Annotated in this window: 31 protein-coding genes and 1 pseudogene; 17 read left to right on the top strand and 15 right to left on the bottom strand. The window is 71.0% G+C overall.

Features of this window, described 5'->3' with window-relative positions; translation table 11 throughout:
• Positions 1-23: 23 nt before the first annotated feature.
• The 3 genes from ACIO3O_RS25355 to ACIO3O_RS25345 all read left to right on the top strand — a co-directional run bounded on the left by ACIO3O_RS25355 (position 24) and on the right by ACIO3O_RS25345 (position 2,402).
• Entirely contained in the window at positions 24-815 is a 792-nt protein-coding gene (locus tag ACIO3O_RS25355) for an SDR family NAD(P)-dependent oxidoreductase (protein ID WP_401749514.1), read from the top strand.
• A gap of 94 nt (positions 816-909) precedes the next feature.
• On the top strand, positions 910-1,530 hold the full coding sequence (locus tag ACIO3O_RS25350; protein WP_401749513.1) for an L-threonylcarbamoyladenylate synthase: 621 nt from the start codon (positions 910-912) through the stop codon (positions 1,528-1,530).
• Positions 1,531-1,685: 155 nt separating this feature from the next.
• Positions 1,686-2,402, top strand: coding sequence for a DUF2470 domain-containing protein (locus ACIO3O_RS25345; protein WP_401749512.1), 717 nt, complete (start codon positions 1,686-1,688; stop codon positions 2,400-2,402).
• A 99-nt stretch (positions 2,403-2,501) separates the two neighbouring features.
• Here the strand turns inward: ACIO3O_RS25345 and ACIO3O_RS25340 are convergent, their stop codons facing one another.
• Positions 2,502-2,732 carry a hypothetical protein gene (locus tag ACIO3O_RS25340; protein ID WP_401749511.1) on the bottom strand — a complete coding sequence of 77 codons (231 nt, stop codon included), beginning with the start codon at positions 2,730-2,732 and terminating at the stop codon, positions 2,502-2,504.
• 115 nt (positions 2,733-2,847) lie between these two features.
• Positions 2,848-3,435 carry a GNAT family N-acetyltransferase gene (locus tag ACIO3O_RS25335; protein ID WP_401749510.1) on the bottom strand — a complete coding sequence of 196 codons (588 nt, stop codon included), beginning with the start codon at positions 3,433-3,435 and terminating at the stop codon, positions 2,848-2,850.
• A 148-nt stretch (positions 3,436-3,583) separates the two neighbouring features.
• On the opposite strand from ACIO3O_RS25335, the gene ACIO3O_RS25330 reads away from it, so the two are divergent.
• From ACIO3O_RS25330 to ACIO3O_RS25320, 3 genes are all read left to right on the top strand, one after another.
• On the top strand, positions 3,584-4,504 hold the full coding sequence (locus tag ACIO3O_RS25330; protein ID WP_401749508.1) for an alpha/beta hydrolase: 921 nt from the start codon (positions 3,584-3,586) through the stop codon (positions 4,502-4,504).
• Between the two features lie 9 nt (positions 4,505-4,513).
• Entirely contained in the window at positions 4,514-4,888 is a 375-nt protein-coding gene (locus ACIO3O_RS25325) for an RNA-binding S4 domain-containing protein (RefSeq protein WP_401749506.1), read from the top strand.
• Positions 4,889-5,027: 139 nt separating this feature from the next.
• Positions 5,028-5,507: a YchJ family protein gene (locus tag ACIO3O_RS25320; RefSeq protein ID WP_401749504.1), complete on the top strand. Its 480-nt coding sequence runs from the start codon at positions 5,028-5,030 to the stop codon at positions 5,505-5,507.
• Here ACIO3O_RS25320 and ACIO3O_RS25315 read toward each other — a convergent pair.
• From ACIO3O_RS25315 to ACIO3O_RS25295, 5 genes are all read right to left on the bottom strand, one after another.
• On the bottom strand, positions 5,489-5,704 hold the full coding sequence (locus tag ACIO3O_RS25315; RefSeq protein WP_345226244.1) for a hypothetical protein: 216 nt from the start codon (positions 5,702-5,704) through the stop codon (positions 5,489-5,491). The genes ACIO3O_RS25320 and ACIO3O_RS25315 overlap by 19 nt on opposite strands.
• A 5-nt stretch (positions 5,705-5,709) precedes the next feature.
• Positions 5,710-6,660: a DUF6397 family protein gene (locus ACIO3O_RS25310; RefSeq protein ID WP_401749502.1), complete on the bottom strand. Its 951-nt coding sequence runs from the start codon at positions 6,658-6,660 to the stop codon at positions 5,710-5,712.
• A gap of 246 nt (positions 6,661-6,906) precedes the next feature.
• A complete protein-coding gene (locus ACIO3O_RS25305; RefSeq protein ID WP_189826132.1) occupies positions 6,907-7,302 on the bottom strand; it encodes a roadblock/LC7 domain-containing protein in 396 nt (131 codons plus the stop codon).
• A gap of 153 nt (positions 7,303-7,455) precedes the next feature.
• A complete protein-coding gene (locus ACIO3O_RS25300) occupies positions 7,456-8,175 on the bottom strand; it encodes a GTP-binding protein (RefSeq protein ID WP_401749499.1) in 720 nt (239 codons plus the stop codon).
• Positions 8,176-8,237: 62 nt separating this feature from the next.
• Complete coding sequence (locus ACIO3O_RS25295) at positions 8,238-8,642, bottom strand: DUF742 domain-containing protein (RefSeq protein ID WP_401749497.1); 405 nt, start codon at positions 8,640-8,642, stop codon at positions 8,238-8,240.
• 146 nt (positions 8,643-8,788) lie between these two features.
• Here ACIO3O_RS25295 and ACIO3O_RS25290 point away from each other — a divergent pair, with 146 nt between their 5' ends.
• Positions 8,789-9,406 (top strand): class I SAM-dependent methyltransferase, encoded by a 618-nt coding sequence (locus ACIO3O_RS25290; protein WP_401749495.1) that lies wholly within the window; start codon positions 8,789-8,791, stop codon positions 9,404-9,406.
• A gap of 67 nt (positions 9,407-9,473) precedes the next feature.
• Here the strand turns inward: ACIO3O_RS25290 and ACIO3O_RS25285 are convergent, their stop codons facing one another.
• Positions 9,474-10,364, bottom strand: a complete 891-nt coding sequence (locus ACIO3O_RS25285; protein WP_401749492.1) for an oxygenase MpaB family protein — start codon at positions 10,362-10,364, stop codon at positions 9,474-9,476.
• 166 nt (positions 10,365-10,530) lie between these two features.
• Between ACIO3O_RS25285 and ACIO3O_RS25280 the strand changes: the two genes are divergently transcribed.
• Entirely contained in the window at positions 10,531-10,827 is a 297-nt protein-coding gene (locus tag ACIO3O_RS25280) for a hypothetical protein (RefSeq protein ID WP_401749490.1), read from the top strand.
• A gap of 166 nt (positions 10,828-10,993) precedes the next feature.
• Positions 10,994-11,797, top strand: coding sequence for a hypothetical protein (locus tag ACIO3O_RS25275; protein WP_401749586.1), 804 nt, complete (start codon positions 10,994-10,996; stop codon positions 11,795-11,797).
• A gap of 65 nt (positions 11,798-11,862) precedes the next feature.
• Here ACIO3O_RS25275 and ACIO3O_RS25270 read toward each other — a convergent pair whose 3' ends face one another.
• The 4 genes from ACIO3O_RS25270 to ACIO3O_RS25255 form a co-directional block, all read right to left on the bottom strand.
• The gene (locus tag ACIO3O_RS25270; RefSeq protein ID WP_401749488.1) at positions 11,863-12,405 is read right to left on the bottom strand and encodes an MOSC domain-containing protein; all 543 of its coding nucleotides are present in this window, start codon (positions 12,403-12,405) and stop codon (positions 11,863-11,865) included.
• A 112-nt stretch (positions 12,406-12,517) separates the two neighbouring features.
• Positions 12,518-12,700 (bottom strand): hypothetical protein, encoded by a 183-nt coding sequence (locus tag ACIO3O_RS25265; protein ID WP_401749486.1) that lies wholly within the window; start codon positions 12,698-12,700, stop codon positions 12,518-12,520.
• Between the two features lie 82 nt (positions 12,701-12,782).
• Entirely contained in the window at positions 12,783-13,844 is a 1,062-nt protein-coding gene (locus ACIO3O_RS25260; RefSeq protein WP_401749485.1) for a fatty acid desaturase family protein, read from the bottom strand.
• A gap of 173 nt (positions 13,845-14,017) precedes the next feature.
• Positions 14,018-14,302 carry a hypothetical protein gene (locus ACIO3O_RS25255; RefSeq protein WP_401749482.1) on the bottom strand — a complete coding sequence of 95 codons (285 nt, stop codon included), beginning with the start codon at positions 14,300-14,302 and terminating at the stop codon, positions 14,018-14,020.
• A 310-nt stretch (positions 14,303-14,612) separates the two neighbouring features.
• Here ACIO3O_RS25255 and ACIO3O_RS25250 point away from each other — a divergent pair, with 310 nt between their 5' ends.
• From ACIO3O_RS25250 to ACIO3O_RS25220, 7 genes and pseudogenes are all read left to right on the top strand, one after another.
• The gene (locus ACIO3O_RS25250; protein WP_401749479.1) at positions 14,613-14,768 is read left to right on the top strand and encodes a hypothetical protein; all 156 of its coding nucleotides are present in this window, start codon (positions 14,613-14,615) and stop codon (positions 14,766-14,768) included.
• The gene (locus ACIO3O_RS25245; protein ID WP_401749478.1) at positions 14,765-15,784 is read left to right on the top strand and encodes an acetamidase/formamidase family protein; all 1,020 of its coding nucleotides are present in this window, start codon (positions 14,765-14,767) and stop codon (positions 15,782-15,784) included. Before ACIO3O_RS25250 ends, ACIO3O_RS25245 begins: the two co-directional genes overlap by 4 nt.
• A gap of 51 nt (positions 15,785-15,835) precedes the next feature.
• Positions 15,836-16,054, top strand: coding sequence for a hypothetical protein (locus ACIO3O_RS25240; RefSeq protein ID WP_401749477.1), 219 nt, complete (start codon positions 15,836-15,838; stop codon positions 16,052-16,054).
• A 10-nt stretch (positions 16,055-16,064) separates the two neighbouring features.
• On the top strand, positions 16,065-16,313 hold the full coding sequence (locus ACIO3O_RS25235; protein WP_401749476.1) for a hypothetical protein: 249 nt from the start codon (positions 16,065-16,067) through the stop codon (positions 16,311-16,313).
• Positions 16,314-16,457: 144 nt separating this feature from the next.
• A complete protein-coding gene (locus tag ACIO3O_RS25230) occupies positions 16,458-17,798 on the top strand; it encodes a GAF domain-containing protein (RefSeq protein ID WP_401749475.1) in 1,341 nt (446 codons plus the stop codon).
• 55 nt (positions 17,799-17,853) lie between these two features.
• Positions 17,854-19,377, top strand: a complete 1,524-nt coding sequence (gene adh / locus ACIO3O_RS25225) for an aldehyde dehydrogenase (RefSeq protein WP_401749473.1) — start codon at positions 17,854-17,856, stop codon at positions 19,375-19,377.
• Positions 19,378-19,465: 88 nt separating this feature from the next.
• Positions 19,466-19,615, top strand: a pseudogene (locus ACIO3O_RS25220) (IS5/IS1182 family transposase); the annotation flags it as partial.
• Positions 19,616-19,779: 164 nt separating this feature from the next.
• Here ACIO3O_RS25220 and ACIO3O_RS25215 read toward each other — a convergent pair.
• Positions 19,780-20,667: a hypothetical protein gene (locus ACIO3O_RS25215; RefSeq protein ID WP_401749472.1), complete on the bottom strand. Its 888-nt coding sequence runs from the start codon at positions 20,665-20,667 to the stop codon at positions 19,780-19,782.
• Positions 20,657-21,970 (bottom strand): AAA family ATPase, encoded by a 1,314-nt coding sequence (locus ACIO3O_RS25210; protein ID WP_401749584.1) that lies wholly within the window; start codon positions 21,968-21,970, stop codon positions 20,657-20,659. The genes ACIO3O_RS25215 and ACIO3O_RS25210 overlap by 11 nt, the downstream gene beginning before the upstream one ends.
• A gap of 394 nt (positions 21,971-22,364) precedes the next feature.
• Here ACIO3O_RS25210 and ACIO3O_RS25205 point away from each other — a divergent pair, with 394 nt between their 5' ends.
• A complete protein-coding gene (locus ACIO3O_RS25205; RefSeq protein WP_401749470.1) occupies positions 22,365-23,522 on the top strand; it encodes a thioester reductase domain-containing protein in 1,158 nt (385 codons plus the stop codon).
• A 105-nt stretch (positions 23,523-23,627) separates the two neighbouring features.
• Here the strand turns inward: ACIO3O_RS25205 and ACIO3O_RS25200 are convergent, their stop codons facing one another.
• On the bottom strand, positions 23,628-24,584 hold the full coding sequence (locus ACIO3O_RS25200; RefSeq protein WP_401749468.1) for an AraC family transcriptional regulator: 957 nt from the start codon (positions 24,582-24,584) through the stop codon (positions 23,628-23,630).
• Positions 24,585-24,626: the final 42 nt, after the last annotated feature.

Below are 24,626 nucleotides of genomic sequence, written 5' to 3'. Positions count from 1 at the left end.
TGATGCGGAATTACGGTTCGGGCATGACGCGATTCGGTGGATACGGCGTGCTCATCAGCGGCGCAGGGCAGGGCATCGGGGAGGCGACCGCCCGGCGGTTCGCGGCGGAAGGGGCGCAGGTGCTCGTCACCGACCGGGAGGCGGAGCGTGCCGAGCGGGTGGCTGCGGAGATACGCAAGGGGGGTGGGACGGCGCTGGCGCAGGGCTGTGACGTCGTCGACCGGGCGGCGGTGGAGGCGGCGGTGGCGCTGGCCGTCGAGACCTTCGGGCGGCTGGACGTGCTGGTCAACAACGCGTACGCCTGTCACGCGGAGCCCGAGCTCTTCGAGGAGACCCCGGACGGGCCCTGGTACGAGGACTTCGAGGTGAGCCTGCACGGCGCGTTCCGCTGTGCACGGGCCGCGCTGCCGCACCTGGCGGCGGCCGGAGGGCGCGGGGCGATCGTCAACATCGGCTCCGTCAACGCGGAGCAGCACTTCGGCAACCACGCCTACAGCGCCGCGAAGGCGGGCCTGGCGTCGCTCACGCGGACGCTGGCCGTGCAGTGCGCGCCGCGCGGGGTGCGGGTGAACGTCGTGGAGCCCGGAACCGTACGCACACGTGCCTGGGAGGGGCGGGCGACGCCCCTGGACGTACTGCCCGCGCACTACCCGATGGGGCGGCTCGGGGAGCCGGAGGACATCGCGGCGGCGGTGGCGTTCCTGGCGTCGGCGGACGCGTCGTGGATCACCGGGGTGACGCTTCCCGTGGACGGCGGGCTGCTGGTCAGCAACATGGCGATGCGGCGGACGATGGGCGGGGCGGCGGTCGAGTAGGGGCTGCGGGGGCGGATGGGCTGCGCGGGGAGGCGGGCCGTGGGGCGGGTGGGCTTCGCCGGGCGGTTCGGGGGTGATCGCCTAGACTCGGCAGATGGCCAAGTACTTCGACGTGCACCCCGAGAACCCCCAGCCCCGCACCATCGCGAGCGTGGCGGACAGCATCCGGGCGGGCGCGCTCGTCGCGTATCCGACGGACTCCTGTTACGCGCTGGGCTGTCAGCTCGGCAGCAAGGACGGCATCAACCGGATCCGGACGATCCGCAACCTGGACGACCGGCACCACTTCACGCTGGTGTGCCACGACTTCGCGCAGCTGGGCCAGTTCGTGCAGCTCGACAACCGGGTGTTCCGCACCATCAAGGCGGCGACACCGGGCAGTTACACCTTCATCCTGCCCGCGACGAAGGACGTGCCGCGCCAGTTGCTGCACCCGAAGAAGAAGACGGTGGGCGTGCGGATCCCCGATCACGTCGTCGCGCAGGCCCTTCTCGCGCAGCTCGGCGAGCCGCTGGTGTCGAGCACGCTGCTGCTGCCCGACCAGGAGGAGCCGATGACGCAGGGCTGGGAGATCAAGGAGCGACTCGAGCACGTCGTGGACGCGGTGATCGATTCGGGCGACTGCGGGACGGTGCCGACGACGGTCGTCGACTTCTCGGACGGCGAGGCGGAGATCGTACGGCGCGGGGCGGGCGACACCGACCGCTTCGAGTAGGGAGTGGAATCGCGCGTCACTTCCCTCGGTGAGGGGGCGCGCGGGGGCGGTTTTCGGTTGATCCGTGTCGCGCCGCAGCCACCGGAAGAGCATTAGGTTAGGCTTACCTAAGTTGCTCGATCCGGTGTCCTGCCGTTGCCTCTTGGAGATCCCGCATGCGCCTGCCCCGCCCCTCCCGTGCCCAGCAGCCGACCAGCGCCGAGCGCGTCCGGTCCGTCCTGGCCGCCGCCCACTCGATGACCGTCGTCAGCGACGGCGTGCACACGGAGGTCCGCAGGCTCGACGGGGAGGGCGTCATGAGCCGCATCCACGTCCACGAACCCACCGACGCGGCCCACCCCTCCCCCGGGCACGAACGCATCCCCGTGCGGCTGGAGTTCACCGACATCGCTCCCACTCCGGTACGGGACCGGGTCCGCGCCCGGGTCACCGTCACCGGGCTGCTCGCGGCACCGTACGACTCCTCCGAGGCGCACCAGGGCAGCACCTGCATGGAGTTCGGGCAGGCGGTGATCGAGGACGGGGAAGGGCGTGCGTACGTCACTCTCGAAGAGCTGGAGCACGCGCTTCCGGACCCGCTGGCCACCTGTGAGGCGGGGATGCTCACGCATCTGCTGGACGCGCACGCCGAGTTGGTGCCGTTGCTGCTGCGCCTGGTGCGTGCGCCACGGACCGCCGACCTGACGCGGGCGATGCCGGTGGCGATGGACCGGTACGGTCTCACGCTGCGTCTGGAGTACCCGCGTGCGCACGCCGACGTGCGGCTGGCGTTCCCGACGCCGGTGACGGGGGTGGAGCAGGCGGGGCCGCAGATCCAGGGCCTGTTGCGGGCGGCGCGCCGGATGTCGCACCCGAACCGGCTTCCGGCCTGAACCGCGCGGCTGCGGATGTGGTGCCTGCGGGTTCCTTGATACCTGCGGTTCTCGCGGCTCTTTGATGCCTGCGGGCCCTGACGTTGCCTCCCCGCGTCGTCAGAGCCCGCAGATCTCGCAGCCGAGTTCGGCGGCCTCGGCCCGCCAGGCCGGTTCGGGATCGACGTAGTACTGGACCTCGCCGCGCCGGTAGGCGTCGAGGTCGTGCTGGATCGCGGCGCAGCGGTCCGCGCCGGGGGGCGGGTCGGCGGCGGCCGCGGGGGCGAGCAGGAGACCGCCGGCGAGCAGGGCGGTGGCGAGGGCTGCGCGGACGGTGCGGGGGCGGAACATGGCGGGGACCTCCCGGCGGGCGGGGCGGAAGGCTGACCGGAGGAGGTCAGTCCTGCTTCCAGTAGGCAGCGTGCGGGCGGCTTTCGCACGCCGGGGCACTGCGGTCGGGCTGTGATCATGCACGGGGGTGCGCCAACGGCCCGAGCCGCTCCCACGCGGGGCGGGTGAGCTCGTACGCGACATCGCCGCGCTCGGAGCCCTCGATGGTCTCGGGCCAGTCGTCGAAGTAGCTGCGGACGAAGGTGAGGCCGCACTTCTCCATGACCCGGCGGGACGTCGCGTTGACCGTCATGGTGTTCGCCGTGACGCGCTGGACCCCGAGGTCGGTGAATCCCCTGTCGATCAGGGCGCGGGCACCCTCGGTCGCACAGCCCCGGCCCCAGGCGTCCCGGTTGAGGCGGTAGCCGAGTTCGGCGACGGCCGGGCTGTCCTGGTCGAGCGGGGCGAGTGCGAACCAGCCGAGGAACTCCCCGGTCTCCCTGTCCTCCGCCGCCCAGTGGCCGCGGGTGCCCGTGCAGCGGTGGTCGGTCAGCATCGTCGGCAGGATGCCGGTGCGGACCGCTTCGCGCGAAGTCGGCAGACCGCCGTTGATGTACCGCATGACCTCGGGGTCGTTGTTCAGCGCCAGCAGGCGGTCGACGTCCGCTTCGGTGTCGGCGAACGGGCGCAGGGCCAGCCGTTCGGTCTCCAGGAAGGTGTGCATTGCGTCATCCTGATCGGCCCGCGTCCGGTCCACCACCGGATTACCCGCGGCGCGGCATGCCCGCATTGCCCGTGGCACGCCACTTCCTTTCGGTTCAAACGAACCGTACATTCATGGCCTTGCTGATGGTTCGTCAGGGGGTTGTGGCATGCCGATCGAACCCGCGCTCCAACGGCTCCTGGATCATGTTCCGCAGATGGACTGGTCGTTGGACCCGGTCTCCTTCCGCAAGCAGTCGGCGGCGCGGCTCGCCCTGCTGCCGGTCACGACGCAGCTGCCGAAGGTCGCGGACGCCAGCATTCCGGGACCGGGTGGCCGCATCCCGGTGCGCTTCTACCACCCCTCGACCGAACCGGATCTGCCCGTCACCGTCTTCTGCCACGGCGGCGGGTTCGTGATCGGCGACCTGGAGAGTCACGACGCGCTGTGCCGTACGACGGCGGAGGAGAGCGGGTCGATCGTCGTGGCGGTCGACTACCGGCTCTCCCCCGAGCACGCGTTCCCCGCCGCCCTGGAGGACGGCTTCGCCGCGTACGCGTGGGCCCTGGAGCACGCGCGGGAATGGGGCGGTGACCCGTCGCGCATCGCGCTCGCCGGGGACAGTGCGGGGGCGTCGCTCTCCGCCGGGGTCTGTCTGATGGCCCGCGACCGGGGGTTGCCGCAGCCGGTGCTGCAACTGCTCTGGTATCCGGCGACGGGTCTGGACGACACGCCCTCGCGCAGGCGTCTCGCCGAGGCCCCGATGCTCGGGGCGCAGGCCATGGCGTTCTTCGCCCGGCACCACTTCGGTGCGATCTCCCGTGCAGACGCCGTGCCGTACGGTGCGGTGTCGCTCGCCGACGACCTGTCGGGGCTGGCTCCCGCGTACGTCCTGGTGGCGGGCAACGATCCGCTGCTGGATGAGGGCGTTGCGTACGCGCGGCAGTTGCGTGCGGCGGGGGTGCCCGCCCAGTTGGACGTCCAGGAGGACATGGTGCACGGCTTCCTGAGCTTCGCGAACCTCGTGCCGTCCTGCCGGGAGGCGGCCCGGCCGTCGCTGGCCGCCCTGCGCGCCGCTCTGCGGCATTAGGGTGGCCGCATGGCTTCGGAGACGGGAACGGTACGGGTCGACAGCTGGGTCTGGTCGGTGCGGCTGGCGAAGACCCGGTCGGCGGCGGCTGCGGCCTGTCGGGCCGGGCACGTGCGGATCAACGGAGAGCGGGTCAAGCCGGCGCAGGCGGTGCGGATCGGCGACGAGGTGCGGGTGCGGCAGGAGGGCTGGGAGCGCGTCGTGATCGTGTCCCAGCTGATCCGCAAGCGTGTGGGGGCCGCTCCGGCCGCCGAGGCCTACGTCGACAAGAGCGCGCCGCGCCCGCCGCGCGAGGTCATGGGCGCGGGCGTCCGCGACCGTGGTGCGGGCCGCCCGACCAAGCGCGATCGCCGCGAGTGGGAGCAGTTGCGCGGCGGCCTCTGAGCTGCGCCCGGGGCGTACCGGGGCGGGGGTGCGTGCGCGGTGCGGTCGGGGGTGGGCATACGCCGTACCGGTGGGGAAGCGCACGCGGTGCCGTCGGGGTGCGGGGCCCGGTCGTGGCGGTGTCGGGGAGGATGGGGGCATGTCCAAAGCCTCACGTTCCCGTCGCTCGCGTACGCAGTCCTCGCGTACGGAGCCCTCCCGCCCGTCCCGGCCCGTACCCGCTCCGACCGACCCGGCCGCGCCCTGCCCGTGCGGGCGCGCGGAGTCGTACGCGGACTGCTGCGGCCGCTTCCACCGCGGGGACGCCACCGCACCCACCGCCGAGCGTCTGATGCGCTCGCGCTACAGCGCCTTCGTGGTACTCGACGTGCCCTATCTCCTGCGGACCTGGCATCCGACGACCCGGCCCGCCGACCTGGACCTGGACCCCGCCATGCGGTGGACCGGCCTCGACATTCTCCGCGCCGAGGGCGGCAGCGCCTTCCACCAGGAGGGGGTCGTGGAGTTCCGCGCGCACTACGTCCACGACGGCGAGGCCGACAGCCAGCACGAGGTGAGCCGGTTCGTGCGCGCTGAGGGGCACTGGACGTACCTGGACGGTCAGAACAGCGGGAGCTGACCGGGGAACTCCGGTACCGCGTAACCGTCGAGGGACGGCTGCACGGCCGAGCCGAGGGGCGCGGTGGTCCGCGAGCCGGGGCAGGAGATCAGCTCCGTCGTACCACGTGCCCCCGGCGGGTCGTGGCGGGCGAAGCGCGCGGCGACGACGGCGATCTCACGACGGCAGACGGGGCAGACACGGCGAGGGGAGGACACGTCGCTCAGTGTGCCTCATGCGCCTGCGGCTTCCGGCTCCCCCTGCCCCGCCTCCGCGTCGACACCCTCCAGGTCGAGGCACTCCATTCCCTCCACGCCCGCCACGGCATCCGCTCCAGCCGATGCAGCAGCCCGGGCCCGGTGTGCCGGGCGGGGCGGGGCACCGGGCCCTCGCACCGTGGGCTCCGCACGGCGTCCCCGGCACCCTTCCCGACGCCGCTCTCGGTGCCCTTCTCGGCGTCGGCGTCTTTGGCCCGCGCCTCGTCGAGCGACAGCGCCAGGTTCAGGACGATCCAGTCGATCTCGTCGGGATCGTCGGCCACCAGCAGCGTACGCACGGCCTCGCGCGCGGCGGGGCCACGGGGCTCCGCCGCGACGAGTCCGGCTCTGAGCCCGGCGAGGCGGTCCGCCTCGTGCGGGGTGTCCACCACGCGGGCGAGGCGGTCGCCTTCCAGCAGCGAGCTGAAGATCGCCGCCTGCTCCCAGGGGTCCTCGGTCCTGACCAGGAGTTGGCCGAGCCGTCGGCTGCGCCAGTTCCGGGGCCGGCGGTCCTCCCCCGCGGCGAGGGCGGCGCGCAGGGCGTCCGGGTAGCGGCCGCGGAGCAGTTCGGGGTGGCGGGCGGCGAAGTCGGCCAGTTCCTCGACGAGGTAGAGCCAGACCACCGCCCGATAGCGGTTGAGGTAGAAGCGCGCGGGTTGCAGGTATCCGGCGCGGGCCAGTCCGGTGAAGCGTGCGCGGCCGATGTTCAGGAGCGCGGCCCCCTCACTGGTCCCCGCGGTACGCAGTCGCTCCCTGAGCGGGGTGGCCCGCTGCTCCAACTCCAGGAGCCGGTCCACTTCTTCGCGGGCCACCCGACGCCGTCCGCCGTCGCAGTCGGCGACGGTGCGGATGCGGCCGAGCTGCACGGCGAGGTCGAACTCGTTTCTCTTCAGGCCCAGTTCCTGGGCCGCGCGCACGGCGGTGACGGTCGCGGGCGCAGACCGGTCCCGATTCCGTTCGCCCCCGAGTGCGTCTCGCTTCACTCGCGCTTCTCGTACGGCTGTGTTCTGTGCGGCTGCGTCCTGTGCGGCTGCGTTCTGTACGGCCATGACGGTCCTCCCCGTGAGGTGCTAATCACTCTCGGTGACGACCGTAGCCCGGGAGGCGCGGATCGCGCTCGGCCTGTGGATAACCCTCAGGCCGAGCGCGTTTGCGCAGGTCCGTCAGATCCCCGGTTGGCGCGCGTCCACCTTGAGATGCTCGCCGACCCGGTTGACGAGCAGCGTCATCTCGTAGGCCACCTGCCCGAAGTCGGCCTCGGCCGCGCCCAGGACGCACAGGCAGCTGCCCTCGCCCGCGGCGGTGACGAAGAGGATTCCGTCGTCGAACTCGATCATCGTCTGGCGCACCTTCCCGGCCCCGAAGTGCCGCCCGGAGCCCTTCGCCAGACTGTGCAGCCCCGAGGAGACCGCGGCGAGATGCTCCGCGTCGGGCCGTGCCAGTCCGGAACTCGCCCCGGTCACCAGTCCGTCGTTGGACAGGACCAGTGCGTGCCGGATGTGCTGAATCCGGTTGGTCAGGTCGTCGAGCAGCCAGTCAAGTCCCTTGCTCAGTGCCATGTTTCGGCTCTCCCCGCTCGGTCGTTCCCCGTTTCCCGTTTTCCCCTGTTCTCCCGCAAGCCTTACCCACAGTTGCCGCAGCGGCAAGCAGATCGGGATCACCAAGCGGTGTACGGGAGGCGGGAATTCCGGCGGGCGGGCGCGGAGGCCCGGTCAGCTCATCGCGTCGAGCATGCGCGCGGTGTGCACCCGGCCCGCGTATTCGACCAGCCGTATCAGCACTTCCTTGCCGGAGTCGCGGTCGCGTGCGTCGCACAGCACCACGGGAGTTCCTCGGTCGAGGTCGAGGGCGCGCGAGACTTCGAGCGCCCCGTAGGTCTGGGTGCCCGCGAAGCAGTTGACCGCGACGACGAAGGGGATGCGGCGGTCCTCGAAGTAGTCCACGGCGAAGAAGCTGTCGGCGAGTCTGCGGGTGTCGGCGATGACGACGGCGCCGAGCGCCCCTTGCGCGAGGTCGTCCCACAGGAACCAGAAGCGGTCCTGCCCCGGGGTGCCGAACAGGTACAGGGAGAGCCCGGAGCGGATGGTGATGCGTCCGAAGTCCATCGCGACGGTGGTCGCCGCCTTGTGGTCGAGCCCGGCGGTGTCGTCCACCGCCTCCCCCGCCTCGCTGAGTATCTCCTCGGTGCGCAGCGGGCGTATCTCGCTCACCGAGCCGACCAGGGTGGTCTTGCCGACGCCGAATCCGCCCGCGACCAGTATTTTCAGCGCGAGGGGCGCACCGTCTCCGGTGACGTCGGCATCGCCTTCGGCGCCGGGTGCAGCGTCGCCGTCCGGGGCGTCGGAGACCTCGAAGCGGTCGGTGCCCGCCGGGTGGTCGGTGGTGCCTGGGTGGTCGGTTGTTTCCGGGCGGTCGCCTCGGTCGGGGGCCATCGGGTACGTCCTTCGGAGGTGGGTCTGAGGTTCGGGGAGGGCTTCCCGGGGCCGGGCCGCCGTCACAGGGCGCGCAGCGCGTCGATGACGTCCTGCAGCGGGATGTCCACGGGCAGGGCGGTGGGGAGGGCGGGGCCCCGCAGTTCCAACTGCCCGGCGCTGATGAGGTCGTTGAGGAGGGTGCGTACGGCTCCGGTGGGCAGCCCCGCCGACGAGGCGAGGTCCGCGACGGTGTGTGTGCCGCTGCGGCACAGCGACAGCAGGGCCTGGTGCTCGCGGCTCAGGAGCGAGGCGTCGGGTGCGCCCGCTCCGGGGGCGGCCGTGACGTGGGCGACCAGGTCGAGGTGCTGACGCACCGCGCCGGTGGCGGAGCGCACGCCGGTCTTGGCGTAGGGGCGTACGAGGGGGCCCGCCTCGGCGTCGTACCACTGGGTGGCGCCTTCGGCTGCCCTCTGATGTTCGATCATCCGTGGGTCTCTCCGGCTCCGGCCTGGGTGCGGCGGGCTGCGCCCCGTGGGTTGTGGACGGTAGTCCCCGGGCCACGGCTTCCCGGGCACCCTTTCGAAAGGCGGCGCAATGTGGCTGCAAGGTGCCCCCGGGGGATCATGTGGGCATGACGAATGACCACACGCAGGTTCATGACCCCGCGCGGGTGCGGGAGTTCTTCGGTTCGCGCGCCGCGCGGTGGGACGAGCGTTTCCCCGACGACGGGCCCGCCTTCGAGGCGGCGGTCGCCTCGCTGGGGCTGCGCGGCGGCGAGGTGGTGCTGGACGCGGGCTGCGGCACGGGCAGGGCGCTGCCGTACCTGCGGCAGGCGGTGGGGAACACCGGGACGGTGCTCGGGGCGGACCTCACCCGGGAGATGCTGGACGAGGCCGCCAGGAAGGGGCGCGGGCGGAGCGCGCTGTTGCTCCAGGCCGACGTGGCGCGACTGCCGCTCGGGACGGGCGTGGTGGACGCCGTGTTCGCATCGGGGCTGATCTCGCACCTGCCGCGCCCCGGGGAGAACCTGCGCGAGCTGGCCCGCACGGTGCGTCCCGGCGGGCTGCTCGCACTGTTCCACCCGGTGGGCAGAGCCGCCCTCGCGGCCCACCAGGGGCGGCGGGTCTCCGACGACGACCTGCGGGCCGAACCCCGGCTGCGTCCGCTCCTGGCGGGGTCCGGGTGGCGTCTGATGTCGTACGTCGACGAGGACGACCGGTATCTCGTGCTGGCCGTCCGCGAGGGCTGAGCCGGGCCGCTGCGGGGCGGCCGGGCCGGTGGGAGGTATGCCGGGCCGGTGGGAGGCCGCCGGGGCGTTACGAGGTGCGCTGGGTGTGCGGCACGGGGCAGCCGCGCACTCCGGGCACGGGGAACGTGCCGAGGGCGGCGATCTCGTACCCGTTCGGGTAGCCTTTGATCTCCCGGTTCTGGCGGGCGTAGTGCGGGGCCCGGCGCGGTGGCAGCAGGCGCACCGCCCGGCCGCGCAGCCGCAGGGCGCCCCGGGCGACGGCGCGTGCCGCCGGGCGTGGCCGTTCGTAACGGAAGGCCCTCAGCAGCGAGTCGTCCAGGAGGGCTAGGCTGGCGCCCCTCGCGAGGGGGGCGAGGGGTCCGTACCAGGAGCTCATCAGGTCGAGCGTCGCGTCGGAGACCTTGCGGGCGCCCTCGTCCCAGCCGAAGCGCTCGGCCTCGTAACTGTCGAGGCAGCGCTCGAAGTCCTCGTAGGTGGTGGGCAGTTCCATGATGCCCAGGTGTGCGCCCAGGGTGCGGTAGTACGCCGCGGAGGCGCGCAGTTCGTGGTCGCAGAGTCTGCGCCATCCGTAGGCGTCGATCCAGCGCTTGGGTGTGACGACGAACGTGCACAGGACGTAGCGCATGTCGTCGTTGCTGATGTCGTAGCTGCGGTGCATCCGGTTGATGCGCTGGACTGCGGTGCGGCCCTCGGCGCTGGTGAAGCCGTGTTCCACGACGGTGTCCAGCAGGAGCGCGGTGTCGTCGTAACGTTTCTGCGGGCGGTCGGTGAGTTCGGCGGTCTCGGCGAGGAGGCGGCCGATGGAGGGGACCGCGTAGGTGCGGTAGAGGGCCAGTTCCAGGGCCCGGGTGAAGTCCCAGGGGAACTCGTGGGTGGACATCAGGCGGTAGATCCGCAGGAAGTCCTGCTCCGGGTCGAGTCGCCGTATCTGCTGGAGCCGGTCGTAGCGCTTCACCACGTGTCGCCCTTCTGCCGGGTCTCCTCCGGCGGTTGGTTGGAGTCCGCGCAGCACCGCGCGACGCCCTGGGGCACACCATCGCGGACGGTTCGCGGCGGCTCAACCCTACGGCCACGGGGCACACTTGAAGCATCCGAGATCTACTGCTCACGGGGATGTGGTGCGGATGCTGAACAGAATCGCCCGGTTCTTCAAGTCGTCGCAGGAACCCCGTCCGGCGGAAGAATCGGCTCACCGGGCCCGGCGTCCGCACAACATCTTCGAGGCGGCCGCCGAGTACGTGGCGGCGTGCGTCGAGGACGACGAGCCGCGCAGTGACGAGGCCGCGGGCTGGGTGTCGCCCGAGGCGCTGTCGTTCGGGGTGACGGAACTGGCGTGCCGGGCCGTGATCGCGCTCGCCCGGGAGCGTGACGAGGAGCCGCAGCGGGTGGCCCGCAGCCTGCTCGGGCTGCCTGCGGCCTGACCTCGGCGAAAGGTCGGTCCGTGTGGTACGCGGGCTGCCTGCGGCGAATCGGCCGTCACCCCTCGACGCGCAGGTTACTGGCTGGTTAAGGTGCGCCGACGACCGTACGTCTGGGGAGGGTGCTGTGGCCGGGACGGAAGCTGCCGGGGAAGAGACCGCGGAGGAGGTGGCTGCTGCGCGGGAGGAGGCTGCCGGGGAGGACGAGCTGTTCGTGCTCACGGCGGTGCTGCTCACGCCCGCGCAGTTCCCCGCGGTGCTCGGCGACGACTTCCCCGAGGCGTGCGGGGCGCTCGGCCTGGCGCCCGACGAGCGCGGCTACGGGCTGGTGCTGGGGCAGGACGGCACCGGGGCGCGCTGGACGGTGGTCGTGGACGACGTGTCGCTGGTGGCGGTGGCGATCGCCTCCTGGGACTGCGGCATGGAGTACGACCTGTCGCCGCCGGAGCGCTCGGTGGTGGCGGCCCTGCCCGGCTGGCCGCTCGCCCTCGCGGTCGCCGCTCCCGGCGTTCCGGAGCCGCACGATCCCGAGCTGCCGGACGACTCCCCCGACGGGCCGCTGCTGACGCCGCCGGACACCGGGCAGTGGGGGCCCGCGCAGCGCCGGCTGGGTGCGGACGAGATCGCCCGGCAGTGGGCGACCTGGCGCGGCCAGCTCGACGAGCAGAGCGACGCGGAGACGTTCGAGGGCTCCGAGGGCGAGCTGCATCCGCTGGTGCGCCGGGTGATCGAGGCGCTGCACGGCTACGTCGCGGACCCGCCGCCGGTCGGGCGGGTGCGGTCGGCGTTCGCCTCGGGCGAGGCGCGGACGCTGCGGGCCGACGGTCCGGGCTGGTCGTTCGTGGCCAGGACCGACGACATCGCCTTCCTTCTGCTCGACGACGAGCCCGGGGAGATTTTGCCGGTGGGGCGGGGCGCCGAGCTGCCGGGGCTCCTGGAGTCGCTCGACAAGCTGGCGGCACGGCCGTCCTGACGCAGCGCCGCCGCTTCGGCACGTATCCGGGTGTCCCCTGGGCCCGTGCCGCCCCGTTCAGGGCGTCAGACGCGTTCCAGGGGGCGGTGCGGGGCGGCGGGGAGTTCGACGGTGATGGTGTCGCCCGGGCGGACCACGCCGCCGGTGCGTACGACGCTCATGACGCCGGCCCTGCGGACGATGTTGCCCTCGGCGTCGCGGCCGACGACCCGCTTGAGCAGTCCGTCCTGGAAGGCGTCGATCTGCAGGCAGGGGTTGCGCAGGCCGGTGACCTCCACGACCGCCTCCTCGCCCAGCTTCAGCAGGGTGCCGGTGGGCAGGGCGAGGAGGTCGATGCCGCTGGTGGTGACGTTCTCGCCGAGCTGGCCGGGGGCGACGTCGAAGCCGTCCTGCCGTACCTCGTCGAAGAGTTCCCCGTGGATGAGGTGGACCTGGCGCAGGTTGGGCTGGGTGGGGTCCTGGGCGACGCGGGAGCGGTGCTTGACCGTCTCGCCGCAGTGGACGTCGCCCTCGACGCCGAGCCCGGCGAGCAGGGTGATGCTGTCGCGGTTGGGCTTGGTGAACGTGTACGTGCCGTTGCTGCTGACCGCCGTGACTGCTGCGCCCATGGTGGGGCTCCCCTTCTCCCGGACCGATGATCGTTCGCGAGCCTATACGGGCGGTCACCGGGCCTTCGGGGGAGGTTTCCCCTCCAGGGCGGACAGCGATCCGGCGCGAGTCTCAGCTGCCGAGCTCCTTGCGGGTGATCCGCTGCAGCCTGCGCCGCTGGGTCTTGTCCAGCATCAGGTAGGCGGCGACGGGCACACCCACGATGACCAGCAGCGCGTACCAGAACCCGATCATCCAGATGAGGGCGATGCCGACGACGACACCGCCGACCGCGACCTTCGAACTCTTCGACATCTTCGACGCCTCCTCCGCGGCTGTCGCCGCTCCTGCTTCTGAGAACGCAATGCGGGCCGGTGAGGTTCCCTCCGGCGGTGGTTCACCCGTTCGGGACGGCAGTCCCCTTCCTCAAGGGTGCGCCCACTTCGTGCATGTGGCTCAGTGCCTGCCGGTACGAGTCGAGCAGTCCGGTCTCGGTGTACGGGATGCCGACCGCCCGGCAGTGGGCGCGCACCAGGGGCTGCGCGAGCCGCAGGTGGGGGCGCGGCATGCTCGGGAAGAGGTGGTGCTCGATCTGGTAGTTCAGGCCGCCGAGGAACCAGTCGGTGACGGGGCCGCCGCGGACGTTGCGCGAGGTGAGGACCTGGCGGCGCAGGTGTCCCCAGCGCTCGCCGTCGGGGTCGGGCATCTCCATGCCCTTGTGGTTGGGCGCAAAGGCCATGCCGAGCTGGAGCCCGAACAAAGCGTGGTGCAGGAGGGCGAAGGCGAGCGCCGTCAGCGGTGTCATGGTGGCCAGCAGGAGCGTCGCGTACAGGGCGAGGTGCAGGACCAGGAGGGAGCCCTCCGCCCAGCGCTCGCGCCGGTCCTGGCGGCGCAGGTCCTGGAACCCGTACACCTTCAGGGCGATGCCTTCGAGGAGCAGCATGGGGAAGAACAGCCGGGCCTGGTTGCGGGTGAGCCAGCGGGCGAAACCCTCGCGTCCGGCGGCCTGTTGCTGGGTCCACACGAGTGCGCCGACGCCCACGTCCGGGTCCTTGTCGACGTGGTTGGGGTTGGCGTGGTGTTTGTCGTGCTTGGAGTTCCACCAGGCCTGACTCATGCCGAGCAGCAGATTCGCGTGGACCAACGAGATCCAGCGGCTGGTGCGACGGCTGCTCGATATCTGCGCGTGGCCCGCGTCGTGGGAGAGGTAGGCCGTGCGCGTCCAGACCAGGGAGAACGGGACGGTGAGCAGGAACACCCACCCGCTGTGTCCCAGCAGGATCACGCCGGTGACCACGGCGGCGAGCGAGCACAGGTTCACCACCGCGCGGGCGGCGTACCAGCCGTGGCGGCGGCCGAGCAGTCCCTGCGCCCTGACCGTGCGCAGCAGTGGTGCGAAGTCGCTTCCGGGGGTGGTGCCGGCGAGGTGCACCGGCGCGGTGTCGACGGCCTGGCGCATGCGTGAACTCCGTTCCGTGGAGGCGCGCTCGGCGTCTGCGTCGCGCGTCTCCCAGGAACGCTACGGAGCATGTCCTGCCCCGGCCATGACGTCACCACCCGAAGCGGACGGGGGGTCAGCACCCGTGACACCGGGGGTGCGGGGTGCACCTGACACCAGCACCGGAGCCGGTGTCAGGGGAGGAGGGACTCCAGGTCCGACGGGAAGTCGGAAGGGAGGTCGGAGAAGATGTCCGAGGGGAAGTCGCTCGGCAGTTCCGTGGGGAATCCGGAGGGGAGCTTCGTCGGGAAGCCCGACGGCAGGCTGGTGGGGAACTCGGACGGCAGGCTGAAGGTGGGCTTCGGCGCGGGCGTGGTGGTCGTGGGCGCGCCCGGCTGCTTCGAGCCGTCGCCGCCGGTCACGACGAGGACGACGGCCACGACGGCGGCTATCGCCAGGACGACGGCGAGGATCAGCACCAGGGGGCGACGCCCTCCGCCGGACCCGCCGGGCGGTCCTGCGGGGCCGTCCGGCGGTGGACCCTCGGGGGGCCAGCCGTGGCCGCCGCCGACCGTCGGCGGGCCGTAGCCGCCGGGCGGCGCGTCGTAGGGCGGGCCTGCGGGGGGTTGCTGGGGTGGTCCTTGCGGGGGGCTTTGTGGGGGGCCGAAGCCTCCTCCCGGGGGTGTGCCGGGCGGCTGGTGCGGTGGTACGGGCGGCGTGGCCATACCGTCCAGGATCGGTCGTACGGGGACAACTCGCGACCCCTGTGCCGAAGTTGCGTCCCACTCCATGGCGGACCGCAACATTCCGCATGCCGCAGGGCCGTGGCACCGGGTCATGACGACGTTCGTGCTGCTGGCCACGGTCATCCTGGACGACCTTCCCAACGCCCTGTACGAAGGGTCCGACCCGTCCCGCCCCGGAAGTGGAGCAGCTCAGCGATGACCGATCCCCGCGTGGTGACCGTACGACCGCAAGAGGGCGAGTACGGCTGGACGTTCGGCGGGGCCGCGCCCGTCGCACGCATCGCACCGGGCACGGTGCTCGATCTGTACACCGAGGACTGTTTCGCGGGGCGGGTGCGCTCCGAGAAGGACCTGGTGTCGCAGGTGTGCGCGTTCCCGTTCCTGAATCCGCAGACGGGGCCCTTCTACGTGGAGGGGGCGGAGCCGGGCGACACGGTGGCCGTGCACTTCGTGTCGATCGAGCCCGCCCGCGACTGGGCGGCGTCGACGACGGTGCCGCTGTTCGGGGCGCTGACGTCGACACACACGACGGCCTCCCTGCAGGCACCGCTGCCGGAGGTGGTGTGGATGTGGGAGCTGGACCGCGGACGGCGCACCTGTCTGTTCCGGGCGCGGGACAGCGACATCGAGGTGGAGCTGCCGATGGACCCGATGCACGGCACGGTGGGGGTGGCCCCGGCGAATCTGGAGGTGCGCTCGGCGCTGGTGCCCGACGCGCACGGCGGCAACATGGACACCCCGGAGATGCGGGCCGGGGTCACCTGTTACCTCGGCGTCAACGTGGCGGGCGCGCTGCTCAGCCTGGGTGACGGGCACGCCCGGCAGGGCGAGGGCGAGACCTGTGGGGTGGCGGTGGAGTGCGCGATGAACACGGTGGTGGTCGTGGAACTGCTCAAGGGGGTGGCGACGCCGTGGCCCCGGCTGGAGTCGGACACGCATCTGCTGTCGACGGGGTCCGCGCGCCCGTTGGAGGACGCGTTCCGGATCTCCCAGCTGGACCTGGTGCAGTGGCTGGCGCGTGACTACGGGTTCTCCGAGCTGGACGCGTACCAGCTGGTCAGCCAGGCAGGTGAGGCGCCGCTGGCGAACGTCTGCGACACGAACTACACCTGCGTGGCCAAGATCCGCAAGGAGTGGCTGCCGTCCGGGGATCCGCACCGGGGGCTGCACCGGCACCTGCGGGAGGTGGCCGGGACGCTCCGCGGGCTGTCCTAGCCGGGGTCGCCGGTTGGCCGTGTGCTCCTCTCCCGTGCCAGTATCCGCAGCATGGACACCGAGAAGAGTCTGGCTCCGCTGGAACTGGCCGTGCAGCGCCTGCGGGAAGCCGAGGTCGCGCTGAACGCGGCCCGTGCGGACGTCGAGACCGAGGCCGTGGCGGCCGCGCAGGCCGGGTCGGACCTGGAGGAGGTGGCCGCCCTCTCGGGGATCTCCGGGGGCGATCTGCGGACGTTGAGCGCCCAGCTCGGCGAGATCCCGCCCCGGTAGGCGCGCGGTCGTGGAGGAGTTCGAGCTGCTCGACCCCTGGTCGATCGAGATGCTCGCGCCGATCGTGGTGGCGGGCGAGGGACCGATGGCCTGTCCCGGCTGTGAGGCGGTCACCGGGTTCTCCGCCGGGGGCAGATGGGGCGACGTGGTGCGGATGCGGTGCCGGTGCGGGCGCGACTGGCTGCCGTTCGAGGACGACCCGGAGCTGAGCCGCGAGCTGATGAAGGAACTGATCATCGCCGCTCAGTCGGAGGGCTAGCCCATCGCCGCTCCGTCGCAGGGCGGCCCTCCGACGGCAAGGGGTGCTGCCGGGACGCTTGCCGCCCTCCCCCGGCACGACGACGATGGGGCTTTCGGCCCGCAGGGCCCGTTGCCGTCCGAAGTCTTCACCGGGGAGGCCGAGTTGACCGACGCGTGGGTGGCTCTGGAACCGGGCGCCGATCCCGGTGAACGGCTCGGTCTGCTGCGCCGGGCGCACGAGGTGTTCACCTCGGCGGGCCGGGTGGAGCGGCCGGTGCGCCCGGTGGTGGCCGCTTCGTGGCGGCGCTCGGCGCGTGCCCGGGTCAGCCCCGACGGCCATGCGCGCGTGGAGCTGGCGGACGACGACCTGAGCACGTACCGCGACAGCCATCCCCTGGCGCGGGCGATGCCGCTGTTCCGCGAGTTGATGGGCGCGTACGCCCGGGACGGGGAGCACCTGGTCGCCGTGTGCGACGCGTTCGGGCGGCTCCTGTGGGTGGAGGGGGACGCGCTTTCGCGGCGACGGGCGGGGCGGATGAACTTCGTGCCGGGTGCCCGCTGGGACGAGTCGTCGGTGGGGACGAACGCACCGGGGACGGCGCTCGCGCTGGACCGGCCGGTGCAGGTGTTCGCGGCGGAGCACTTCCTGCGGCCCGTGCACCCGTGGACCTGTGCGGCGGCACCGCTGCACGATCCGCACACCGGGCGGCTGCTGGGCGCCGTGGACATCACCGGCGGCGACAGCCTCGCCCATCCGCACAGTCTGGCGTTCGTGCAGGCGGTGGCGCGGGCCGCCGAGTCGCACCTGGCGCTGTCGGTGCCCGCCCCGCGCGCGGACGACGACGCCGCCCTGCTGTACGCGCTCGGGCGCGACGAGGCCCTGTTGGTGGCGGGTGGTTCCAAGGTGCGCCTGAGCAGGCGGCACAGCGAGATCCTCGTCCTGCTGTCGCGGCATCCCGAGGGATTGTCGGGCGACCGCCTGCTGTGCGAGCTGTACGAGGACGAGTCGGTGACGCCGGTGACGCTGCGCGCGGAACTGTCCCGGCTGCGGCGGCTGCTCGGGCCCCATCTGCTGTGCTCGCGCCCCTACCGGCTCACCGTTCCGGTGGAGGCGGACTTCACCGTGGTGGCCCGGCGGCTGGGCTCCGGTGCGGTGGCCGCCGCGATGGGCGCGTACGCGGGGCCGCTGTTGCCGGGGTCGCAGGCGCCCGCCGTCGTGCGGCTGCGCGGCAGGCTGGAGGCGGAGCTGCGGGCGGCGCTGGTGGCACGGGCGGACCCGGGGCTGCTGTCGGACTGGGTGCACAGTCCGTGGGGCGAGGACGACGTGGCGGTATGGCAGGCGCTGGCGCAGGTGGCGTCCGTACGACAGCGTCCTGTTGTGCACGCGCGCGTCAGGGAGCTGGACGCCGCACTGCGTGCACCGGCACCGGTGCACGGAACGCCACCACCGGCGCCGGTGCGCCCGACGCCTCCCGCAACGGTGTTGCAACGTCCGCCCGCCTAGCGTCCCTGCCGGTGCCGTCCAACGGCGGGCGGCACCGCCCGAGGGAGGCCACGTCATGACCCGATACTCCGCGCCCGGCAGCGACGGCGCGATCATGTCGTACCAGAGTCGCTACGACAACTGGATCGGCGGCGAGTACGTCGCTCCGGTGCGCGGCGGCTACTTCGAGAACCCGAGCCCGGTGAACGGCCGCCCCTTCACCGAGGTGGCGCGCGGCACCGCCGAGGACGTCGAGCTCGCCCTGGACGCCGCGCACGCCGCCGCCCCCGGCTGGGGGCGCACCGCGCCGGGCGAGCGCGCGAACGTCCTGCTGAAGATCGCCGACCGGATGGAGGCGCACCTGGAGGAGCTCGCGGTCGCGGAGAGCTGGGAGAACGGCAAGCCGGTCCGCGAGACGCTGGCCGCCGACATCCCGCTGGCCATCGACCACTTCCGGTACTTCGCGGGCGCGCTGCGCGGCCAGGAGGGCTCGCTGAGCGAGCTGGACGACGACACGGTCGCGTACCACTTCCACGAGCCGCTGGGCGTCGTCGGCCAGATCATTCCGTGGAACTTCCCCATACTGATGGCGACCTGGAAACTGGCACCGGCGCTGGCGGCAGGGAACGCCGTCGTCCTCAAGCCGGCCGAGCAGACGCCCGCCTCGATCCACTACTGGATGAGCCTGATCGCCGATCTGCTGCCGCCGGGCGTGGTGAACATCGTCAACGGCTTCGGCGTGGAGGCGGGCAAGCCGCTCGCGTCCAGCCCGCGGGTCGCGAAGATCGCGTTCACCGGGGAGACCACGACGGGGCGGCTGATCATGCAGTACGCCTCCGAGAACATCAAGCCAGTCACCCTGGAACTCGGCGGCAAGAGCCCGAACATCTTCTTCGACGACGTGTGGAGCGCGGACGACGACTTCCGCGACAAGGCGCTCGAAGGGTTCACGATGTTCGCCCTCAACCAGGGCGAGGTGTGCACCTGTCCGTCGCGCGCGCTGATCCAGCGCGGGCACTACAGCGAGTTCCTGGAGGCGGCGATCGCCCGCACCGAACTCATCAAGCCCGGCCACCCCCTCGACACCGACACCATGATCGGGGCCCAGGCCTCCAACGACCAGCTCCAGAAGATCCTGTCCTACCTGGACATCGGCCAGCAGGAGGGCGCGAAGATCCTGACGGGCGGTCAGCGCATCGAACACGGCGGGGAGTTGGAGGGCGGCTACTACGTACAGCCGACCATCTTCGAGGGCGACAACCGGATGCGGGTCTTCCAGGAGGAGATCTTCGGCCCGGTCGTCGCGGTCACGTCGTTCACCGACTTCGACGACGCGATGAAGACCGCCAACGACACCCTGTACGGGCTCGGGGCGGGCGTGTGGACCCGCGACATGAACACCGCCTACCGGGCGGGCCGCACGATCCAGGCGGGCCGTGTGTGGACCAACTGTTACCACGCATATCCGGCGCATGCCGCATTCGGGGGCTACAAGCAGTCGGGCATCGGGCGCGAGACGCACAAGATGATGCTGGACCACTACCAGCAGACGAAGAACCTCCTCGTGTCGTACTCACCGAAGAAGCTCGGCTTCTTCTAAACGCGCGAAAAGGGGCGCCTGACCTGGGGTTTTCCCGGTCAGGCGCCCCTCTGCCGAACCTCTCGGCACCGGGATCGGTGTGAGGTCGACCCACCGCAAGGTCCGGGCCCGGGTGGAGCATGTGATCGGCCGGATGAAGAACTACACGATCCTCCGCGACTGACGCCAGCACGGCGACGGCCTCCACCACGCCGTCCAGGCCGTCGCCCACATGCACAACCTCGCCCTCGCATCATGACCAGAAGACTGCCCGCACGGGCTCTGACCTGCCCAAATGCAGCCTTGTGCAACACCCTTTAGTGGGCGACAACACTGGCTACATCAAGATTGTTTCCGCACTGGCCCCCTCGCTCCACCTGTTTCTTGGATCCCCACTGGAGTGGTGAGCCGCTCAGCGCCCGGTCACCCCTCTGACGGAACGTGTTCGACTGCGCTGCGCCACCCACCGTTGAGGTACCAACCGTCCTCGGCGAGGGCACGGTACAACGCGGCCATAGGCGTGTTGAGAGATTCGCCCCCGCCCCTCGCGGCGGCCTGATCAGCCAGCATCCGATGGATCCCGTCACGTGCGAGGCCGTAGGTAGTCCACGTGGCCACAAGGTTGCTCACCGCGGACAGCTCCGACACCACCGCGTAGGTAAAGCGTGTATCGAGTTCAAGAACCCGGAGGTGGGAGTTCAGCCGTGCGGCGAGCACCGGTGGCCATTTCGGGTGGGGGGTGACAGAGAACGTGGCCACCATGCCGCGATCAGCAGTGGGCGGGAGAATTCGGGCCACCAACCACGGGTGCTCGAAGAGCGTTTGGACGGGAAAGTACGGGTGGAGGGTCTGATCTTCCTCGGTGGCCGGGGCGTGCTCTCCCTTCTTCTTGTTGCAGTCACCGCACGCGGGGACGAGGTTCACTGGCACCACGGCGAGGAGCGGGTACTTCATCTTGGGGAGGTAGTGGTCGATCGTGGAGACCGTCCCGATGGTGCACAACGGACAGAAAGCCGACCTGGCCTTGATCGCGTCGTAGGTCTTGCGGCCGGGTCCACTTGTGCGGACCAGGCGCCCGTCGTAAACCTTCGCCAGCCGCTCACGGTCGAGCCGGTTCGTGGGCTGCTCGCCCAGGTGGGCGAGCGTGTGGAGCGCCTGCTTCTGGGCGGCAGCCTCGAACTGGTCGGCGGCGTCGACGACGTCGTCCTCGGCCAAGGCCAGTTTGGCGAAGGTGACACGATGGGTGTTGTTGATGCAGGTGCTGTAGACGTCCCGGGGGTCCTGCGGAGGCGGTGTGAGGCTACGGCGCATCGCTGGGCCCTTCGACGCGGGTTTCGCCGCCGCGGACGGCGATCAGTGCGCTGAGGGCGACGCGTGCCTCGCTGCCCATCCGGTGGTGGTACCGGGCGAGGACCTGGTCGTAGGTCAGCTCCTGGTTGACGAGCGTTCGCAGGTCCTTCAGGAAGCCGGATTCGGTGACTTCGAGAGTGAACACCTCGTGGGTGAGGACGCCTACGTTCTCGCCCCAGGTCTCGATTCCCGGGCGCCTGGCGCGGAGGTGGTCGCCATGGCGCTGCAGCTTCCACACACAGCGAGCAGGGAGTTCCTGGACGACCACTGGTGAGTGGGTAGCGACGACGGCGAGTCCGTTGCGGTCGGCCAGCAGGGCGGAGATGGTGCGCATGAATGCGGCCAGCAGCGGGGGGTGAAGATGGGTTTCGGGTTCGTCAATGATGACGAGAGTGCGCTCGTCAACGTTCTCGATCAGCCGGGTGACGGTGAGCAGGACGATCCGGTGGCCGGCTGAGAGAGTTCCGAACAGGGCTCTGGCTTTGCGGATCTGGCCGGCAACGGTGGGGGTGCTTTCGAAGGCGGCGAGCCAGCCGTCTTCCAGCAGTCCACCGCCGGGGTAGTCGAGGGCACGCATGGCGTCGATCCACCGAGGGGTGCGTTCACGGGTCATGCAAGCACGCACGGCGGTGGTGAAGTCCCGACGCAACTGATTGGGGGTCTTGAAACGGGGTGGTGCGGAACCCGGGACGTGCAGGCCGACATAAGAGGTGTCGAACATGGCATCGCCGTGGAGGAGGGGGAAGCCGTCGAAGGCGCTGAAGGAGACCATCACCAGGTTCGCGAAGGACCGCCCCTGCCTGCCTTCCTCGGTCACGAGGCCGAACCTGGTGAGATCTGGCTCGTCGGCGGCCACGGCCCGTGCCAGACGGGACAGTACGAACGACTTTCCCACACCGTTGCGTCCGGTCAGCGCGTGGATGTTCGTGGCCGGTTGTGAGCCGGGAACGGCCGAAAACGTGAACCGTGGCGGGTTTGTTCCGTCGCGGCCAGGAGGGGTGTAGCCGATGCCGAAGGACTGCCTGCGGGCGCCTCCGCCGGCAAGTCGGCGCATCTGCCCGCGCACCGTGGCCAGTTTGACGTACCGCAGGAGCGAGTCATGAGTGACGTCGTATTCCAGAGCGGCGGTCAAGACGGCTTCATCGCTCGCCATGTCACGCAGCGCCCGAAATACCTCAGCCCGCTCCCAGTCAGGAAGGTGCCGCAGGTTCTCGTAGTAGGAGACGTCCTGCCCGACAGAGAAGAAGTCGTCGTCCAAGTGCACGAACCGGTCTGGCATGGGCGGCCTATGCCGCCCTCGGGGATCCATTGCCGCATGCGCGATCCTCACCGCACCGATCGGCTCCTCGTACCACGCCAGGTGCAGGACGTATCCGGTGCGGTGACCATCAGGAGAGCGGACATCAGGCACCAGCACCCCGTCGACCCCCTCTTCCCACAGGGCCGCGAGCTCCCGCGCTTCAGCCCCCCGAGGCCCCACTGCAAAACGCACCGTCTGCCCCTCCCCATGTCCTGACCTCCGATCCTAGCCACAGGTCGGAAGGCCACTCCCGCGCCCCTCAAGTCCTTGGCAGATGCCTACCTGCCGTTACACGGGGCGGCCGATTTACCTCGCTCGCCCTGCGCAGGGCACCCCAGCCCCATCGAACGGACGAAGGGTGATTTTCGAACACCTCGCCCACATCGTCGCCGCGCCTGACGTGCACCTCACCGACGAACCCCGGCACATCCTGCTGACCGACGCCACCGGCTTCCTCGGTTCCTTCCTGCTGAGGGACCTGCTGCGGAACACGTCTGCGCGGATCCACTGCCTGGTCCGCGGCACGGACGCGTCGGATGCCCGCGCACGCCTGACTACCGCGGCCACGTGGTACGAGACGGGGGCGGACCTCGACTTCGACCGGATCGACATTGCCGTCGGTGATCTCGCCGAGCCGGCGCTCGGACGGGACGAGGGCGCCTTCGACGAGCTGGCCCGGGTGGTCGACGTCGTCCACCACACGGGTGCCAGCGTCAACTGGCTCTATCCGTACGAGGCGTTGAGGCCCGCCAACATCGCGGGCACCGAGGAGGTGCTGCGGCTCGCGGCCCGGCACCGGACCATTCCCGTGCACTACATCTCGTCCACCGGCGTCCACGCGCAGGAGCCCGCCGAGGGTCGCCGTATCGCCGTCGACGACCCGATCGGCCCGCCGGAGCTGCTGTCCAACGGGTACCGGCAGGCGAAGCGGATAGCCGAGGGGATCATCGACATCGCCCGGTCGCGCGGCATCCCTGTCTCGGTGTACCGGGTCGACGTGGTCTCCGGCGACCAGGTCAACGGGGCCTGCCAGAAACAGGACTTCGTGTGGCTGAGCATCCGCGGCATGCTGGAGGTGGGCGTGGCCCCCGCGGGCATCTCCGGCTTCTTCCATCCGACACCGGTCGACTACGTGAGCGCGGCGATCCGGTGGCTCTCCTCACGGATCGCAGGAGTGGGAGACACCTTCAACCTGTCCAATCCGCACCGTCTGCACTTCACCGAGATCGTCGAGCGGCTCCGCGCCCTCGGCCACACGCTCGTGGACCTCGACCCGGCGGAGTGGAGCCAGTCCGTGTGCGGAAGCATCCGGAGAACTCGCTGTTGCCGCTGCTCGACGTCTTCGAAGCCGCGATCTCGGGCATCGGGGGCTATCCCGACATTGACACGGACGCGACGGAGGTGGCTCCGACCGGCAGCGACATCCACTGCCCCCGGGCAACGGGGCACCTGCTGGCGCGGTACGTGGAATTCTTCACCGACAAGGGCTACTTCCCGGTCCCCGGCCGGGAAGTAGCCGCATCTGCGAGGGTTTAGCACCCCACCCGATTCCGGACTGACACCCGCACCACCCGAGGGCCCCGGCGCGCACGCCCGCCGGGGCCCTCGCACGCCCTCCGGCTCAGGCGCTCAGCCCACGGCTGTGCAGAACTGCCGCCCGGTGTTGCGTGGGGGAGATTCCGCGGCATCGCTTGAAGGCGACGCTGAGGGTGAAGGTGTTGGAGTACCCCACCTCGTGGGCGATGGAGCTCACCGTGTCGTCGGTGTCGCGGAGCAGGTCGGCGGCCAGGGCAACGCGCCACGTGGCCAGGTACGTCATGGGTGGCTCACCGACGTGGCGGACGAAGCTGCGGGCCAGGCCCGACCTGGAGACACCCACCTTGGCTGCGAGGTTCGCCACGGTCCACGGGTGCGCCGGGTCGTCGTGCATCAGCCGGAGTGCGCTCGCGACGACGGAGTCGTCCGTGGGCCGGTACCACACGGGTGCATGGTTCTTGGGGCGGTCGAACCAGGCGCGCAGCGTGGAGACCAGCATCAGGTCGAGCAGTCGGTCCAGGACGGCCTGCTGGCCCGGTTTGTCACGGCGCACCTCCTCCGCGACGAGGGCGAGAAGCGTACGGTCGCTGTCGGCTTCCGGTACGACGAGGACGTCCGGCAGGGCGTCCAGGAGACGGTCACTGATGCTGGTCCGCCCCTCATAGGCACCGCTGACCAGCAGGGACGAACCGGTCGCGTCGACACCGCACGTACGCGGGTCGAGGGCGTGTTCGCCGACCGCGACCGCTCGCGCGGTGCGTGCACAGTAGTCCGCGCTGGTGATGACGCGGCCGGGCGGCGAGGCGGGGTCCTCGGCGACGGTGTAGGGGGCGGGGCCCCGCAGAACGGCGATGTCACCTGAGCGGAGTTCCATCGGCTCGCCGTCGGCGGGTGTGATCCAGACCCTTCCGTCCAACGCGGCGACCAGGGTCAGGTGGGCGCCGCTCGCGAAGCGCAGGGACCATTGTGGGCTGATGACCGTCCGGGTGAACACGGCACCGCGTGCCCGTACCCCGTCCAGCAGTTTCGCCAAGGTGTCCACCCCTCCAATGTAGAGGCTCGAACATCAACCTGGGCGTCTCAG

This window comes from Streptomyces sp. NPDC087440 (assembly GCF_044744005.1).
Taxonomy (GTDB): Bacteria; Actinomycetota; Actinomycetes; order Streptomycetales; family Streptomycetaceae; genus Streptomyces.
This window is presented reverse-complemented; position numbering and strand designations above follow the sequence as displayed.

Coding starts and splice junctions, on each gene's coding strand:
- ACIO3O_RS25335 (WP_401749510.1), bottom strand. CDS start 3,435: ATGCACACCTTCCTGGAGACCGAACGGCTGGCCCTGCGCCCGTTCGCC.
- ACIO3O_RS25355 (WP_401749514.1), top strand. CDS start 24: ATGACGCGATTCGGTGGATACGGCGTGCTCATCAGCGGCGCAGGGCAG.
- ACIO3O_RS25250 (WP_401749479.1), top strand. CDS start 14,613: ATGGCGGACCGCAACATTCCGCATGCCGCAGGGCCGTGGCACCGGGTC.
- ACIO3O_RS25330 (WP_401749508.1), top strand. CDS start 3,584: ATGCCGATCGAACCCGCGCTCCAACGGCTCCTGGATCATGTTCCGCAG.
- ACIO3O_RS25215 (WP_401749472.1), bottom strand. CDS start 20,667: ATGCGCCGTAGCCTCACACCGCCTCCGCAGGACCCCCGGGACGTCTAC.
- ACIO3O_RS25260 (WP_401749485.1), bottom strand. CDS start 13,844: ATGCGCCAGGCCGTCGACACCGCGCCGGTGCACCTCGCCGGCACCACC.
- ACIO3O_RS25300 (WP_401749499.1), bottom strand. CDS start 8,175: ATGGCCCCCGACCGAGGCGACCGCCCGGAAACAACCGACCACCCAGGC.
- ACIO3O_RS25325 (WP_401749506.1), top strand. CDS start 4,514: ATGGCTTCGGAGACGGGAACGGTACGGGTCGACAGCTGGGTCTGGTCG.
- ACIO3O_RS25280 (WP_401749490.1), top strand. CDS start 10,531: ATGCTGAACAGAATCGCCCGGTTCTTCAAGTCGTCGCAGGAACCCCGT.
- ACIO3O_RS25290 (WP_401749495.1), top strand. CDS start 8,789: ATGACGAATGACCACACGCAGGTTCATGACCCCGCGCGGGTGCGGGAG.
- ACIO3O_RS25270 (WP_401749488.1), bottom strand. CDS start 12,405: ATGGGCGCAGCAGTCACGGCGGTCAGCAGCAACGGCACGTACACGTTC.
- ACIO3O_RS25320 (WP_401749504.1), top strand. CDS start 5,028: ATGTCCAAAGCCTCACGTTCCCGTCGCTCGCGTACGCAGTCCTCGCGT.
- ACIO3O_RS25265 (WP_401749486.1), bottom strand. CDS start 12,700: ATGTCGAAGAGTTCGAAGGTCGCGGTCGGCGGTGTCGTCGTCGGCATC.
- ACIO3O_RS25305 (WP_189826132.1), bottom strand. CDS start 7,302: ATGGCACTGAGCAAGGGACTTGACTGGCTGCTCGACGACCTGACCAAC.
- ACIO3O_RS25245 (WP_401749478.1), top strand. CDS start 14,765: ATGACCGATCCCCGCGTGGTGACCGTACGACCGCAAGAGGGCGAGTAC.
- ACIO3O_RS25345 (WP_401749512.1), top strand. CDS start 1,686: ATGCGCCTGCCCCGCCCCTCCCGTGCCCAGCAGCCGACCAGCGCCGAG.
- ACIO3O_RS25340 (WP_401749511.1), bottom strand. CDS start 2,732: ATGTTCCGCCCCCGCACCGTCCGCGCAGCCCTCGCCACCGCCCTGCTC.
- ACIO3O_RS25350 (WP_401749513.1), top strand. CDS start 910: ATGGCCAAGTACTTCGACGTGCACCCCGAGAACCCCCAGCCCCGCACC.
- adh (WP_401749473.1), top strand. CDS start 17,854: ATGACCCGATACTCCGCGCCCGGCAGCGACGGCGCGATCATGTCGTAC.
- ACIO3O_RS25295 (WP_401749497.1), bottom strand. CDS start 8,642: ATGATCGAACATCAGAGGGCAGCCGAAGGCGCCACCCAGTGGTACGAC.
- ACIO3O_RS25240 (WP_401749477.1), top strand. CDS start 15,836: ATGGACACCGAGAAGAGTCTGGCTCCGCTGGAACTGGCCGTGCAGCGC.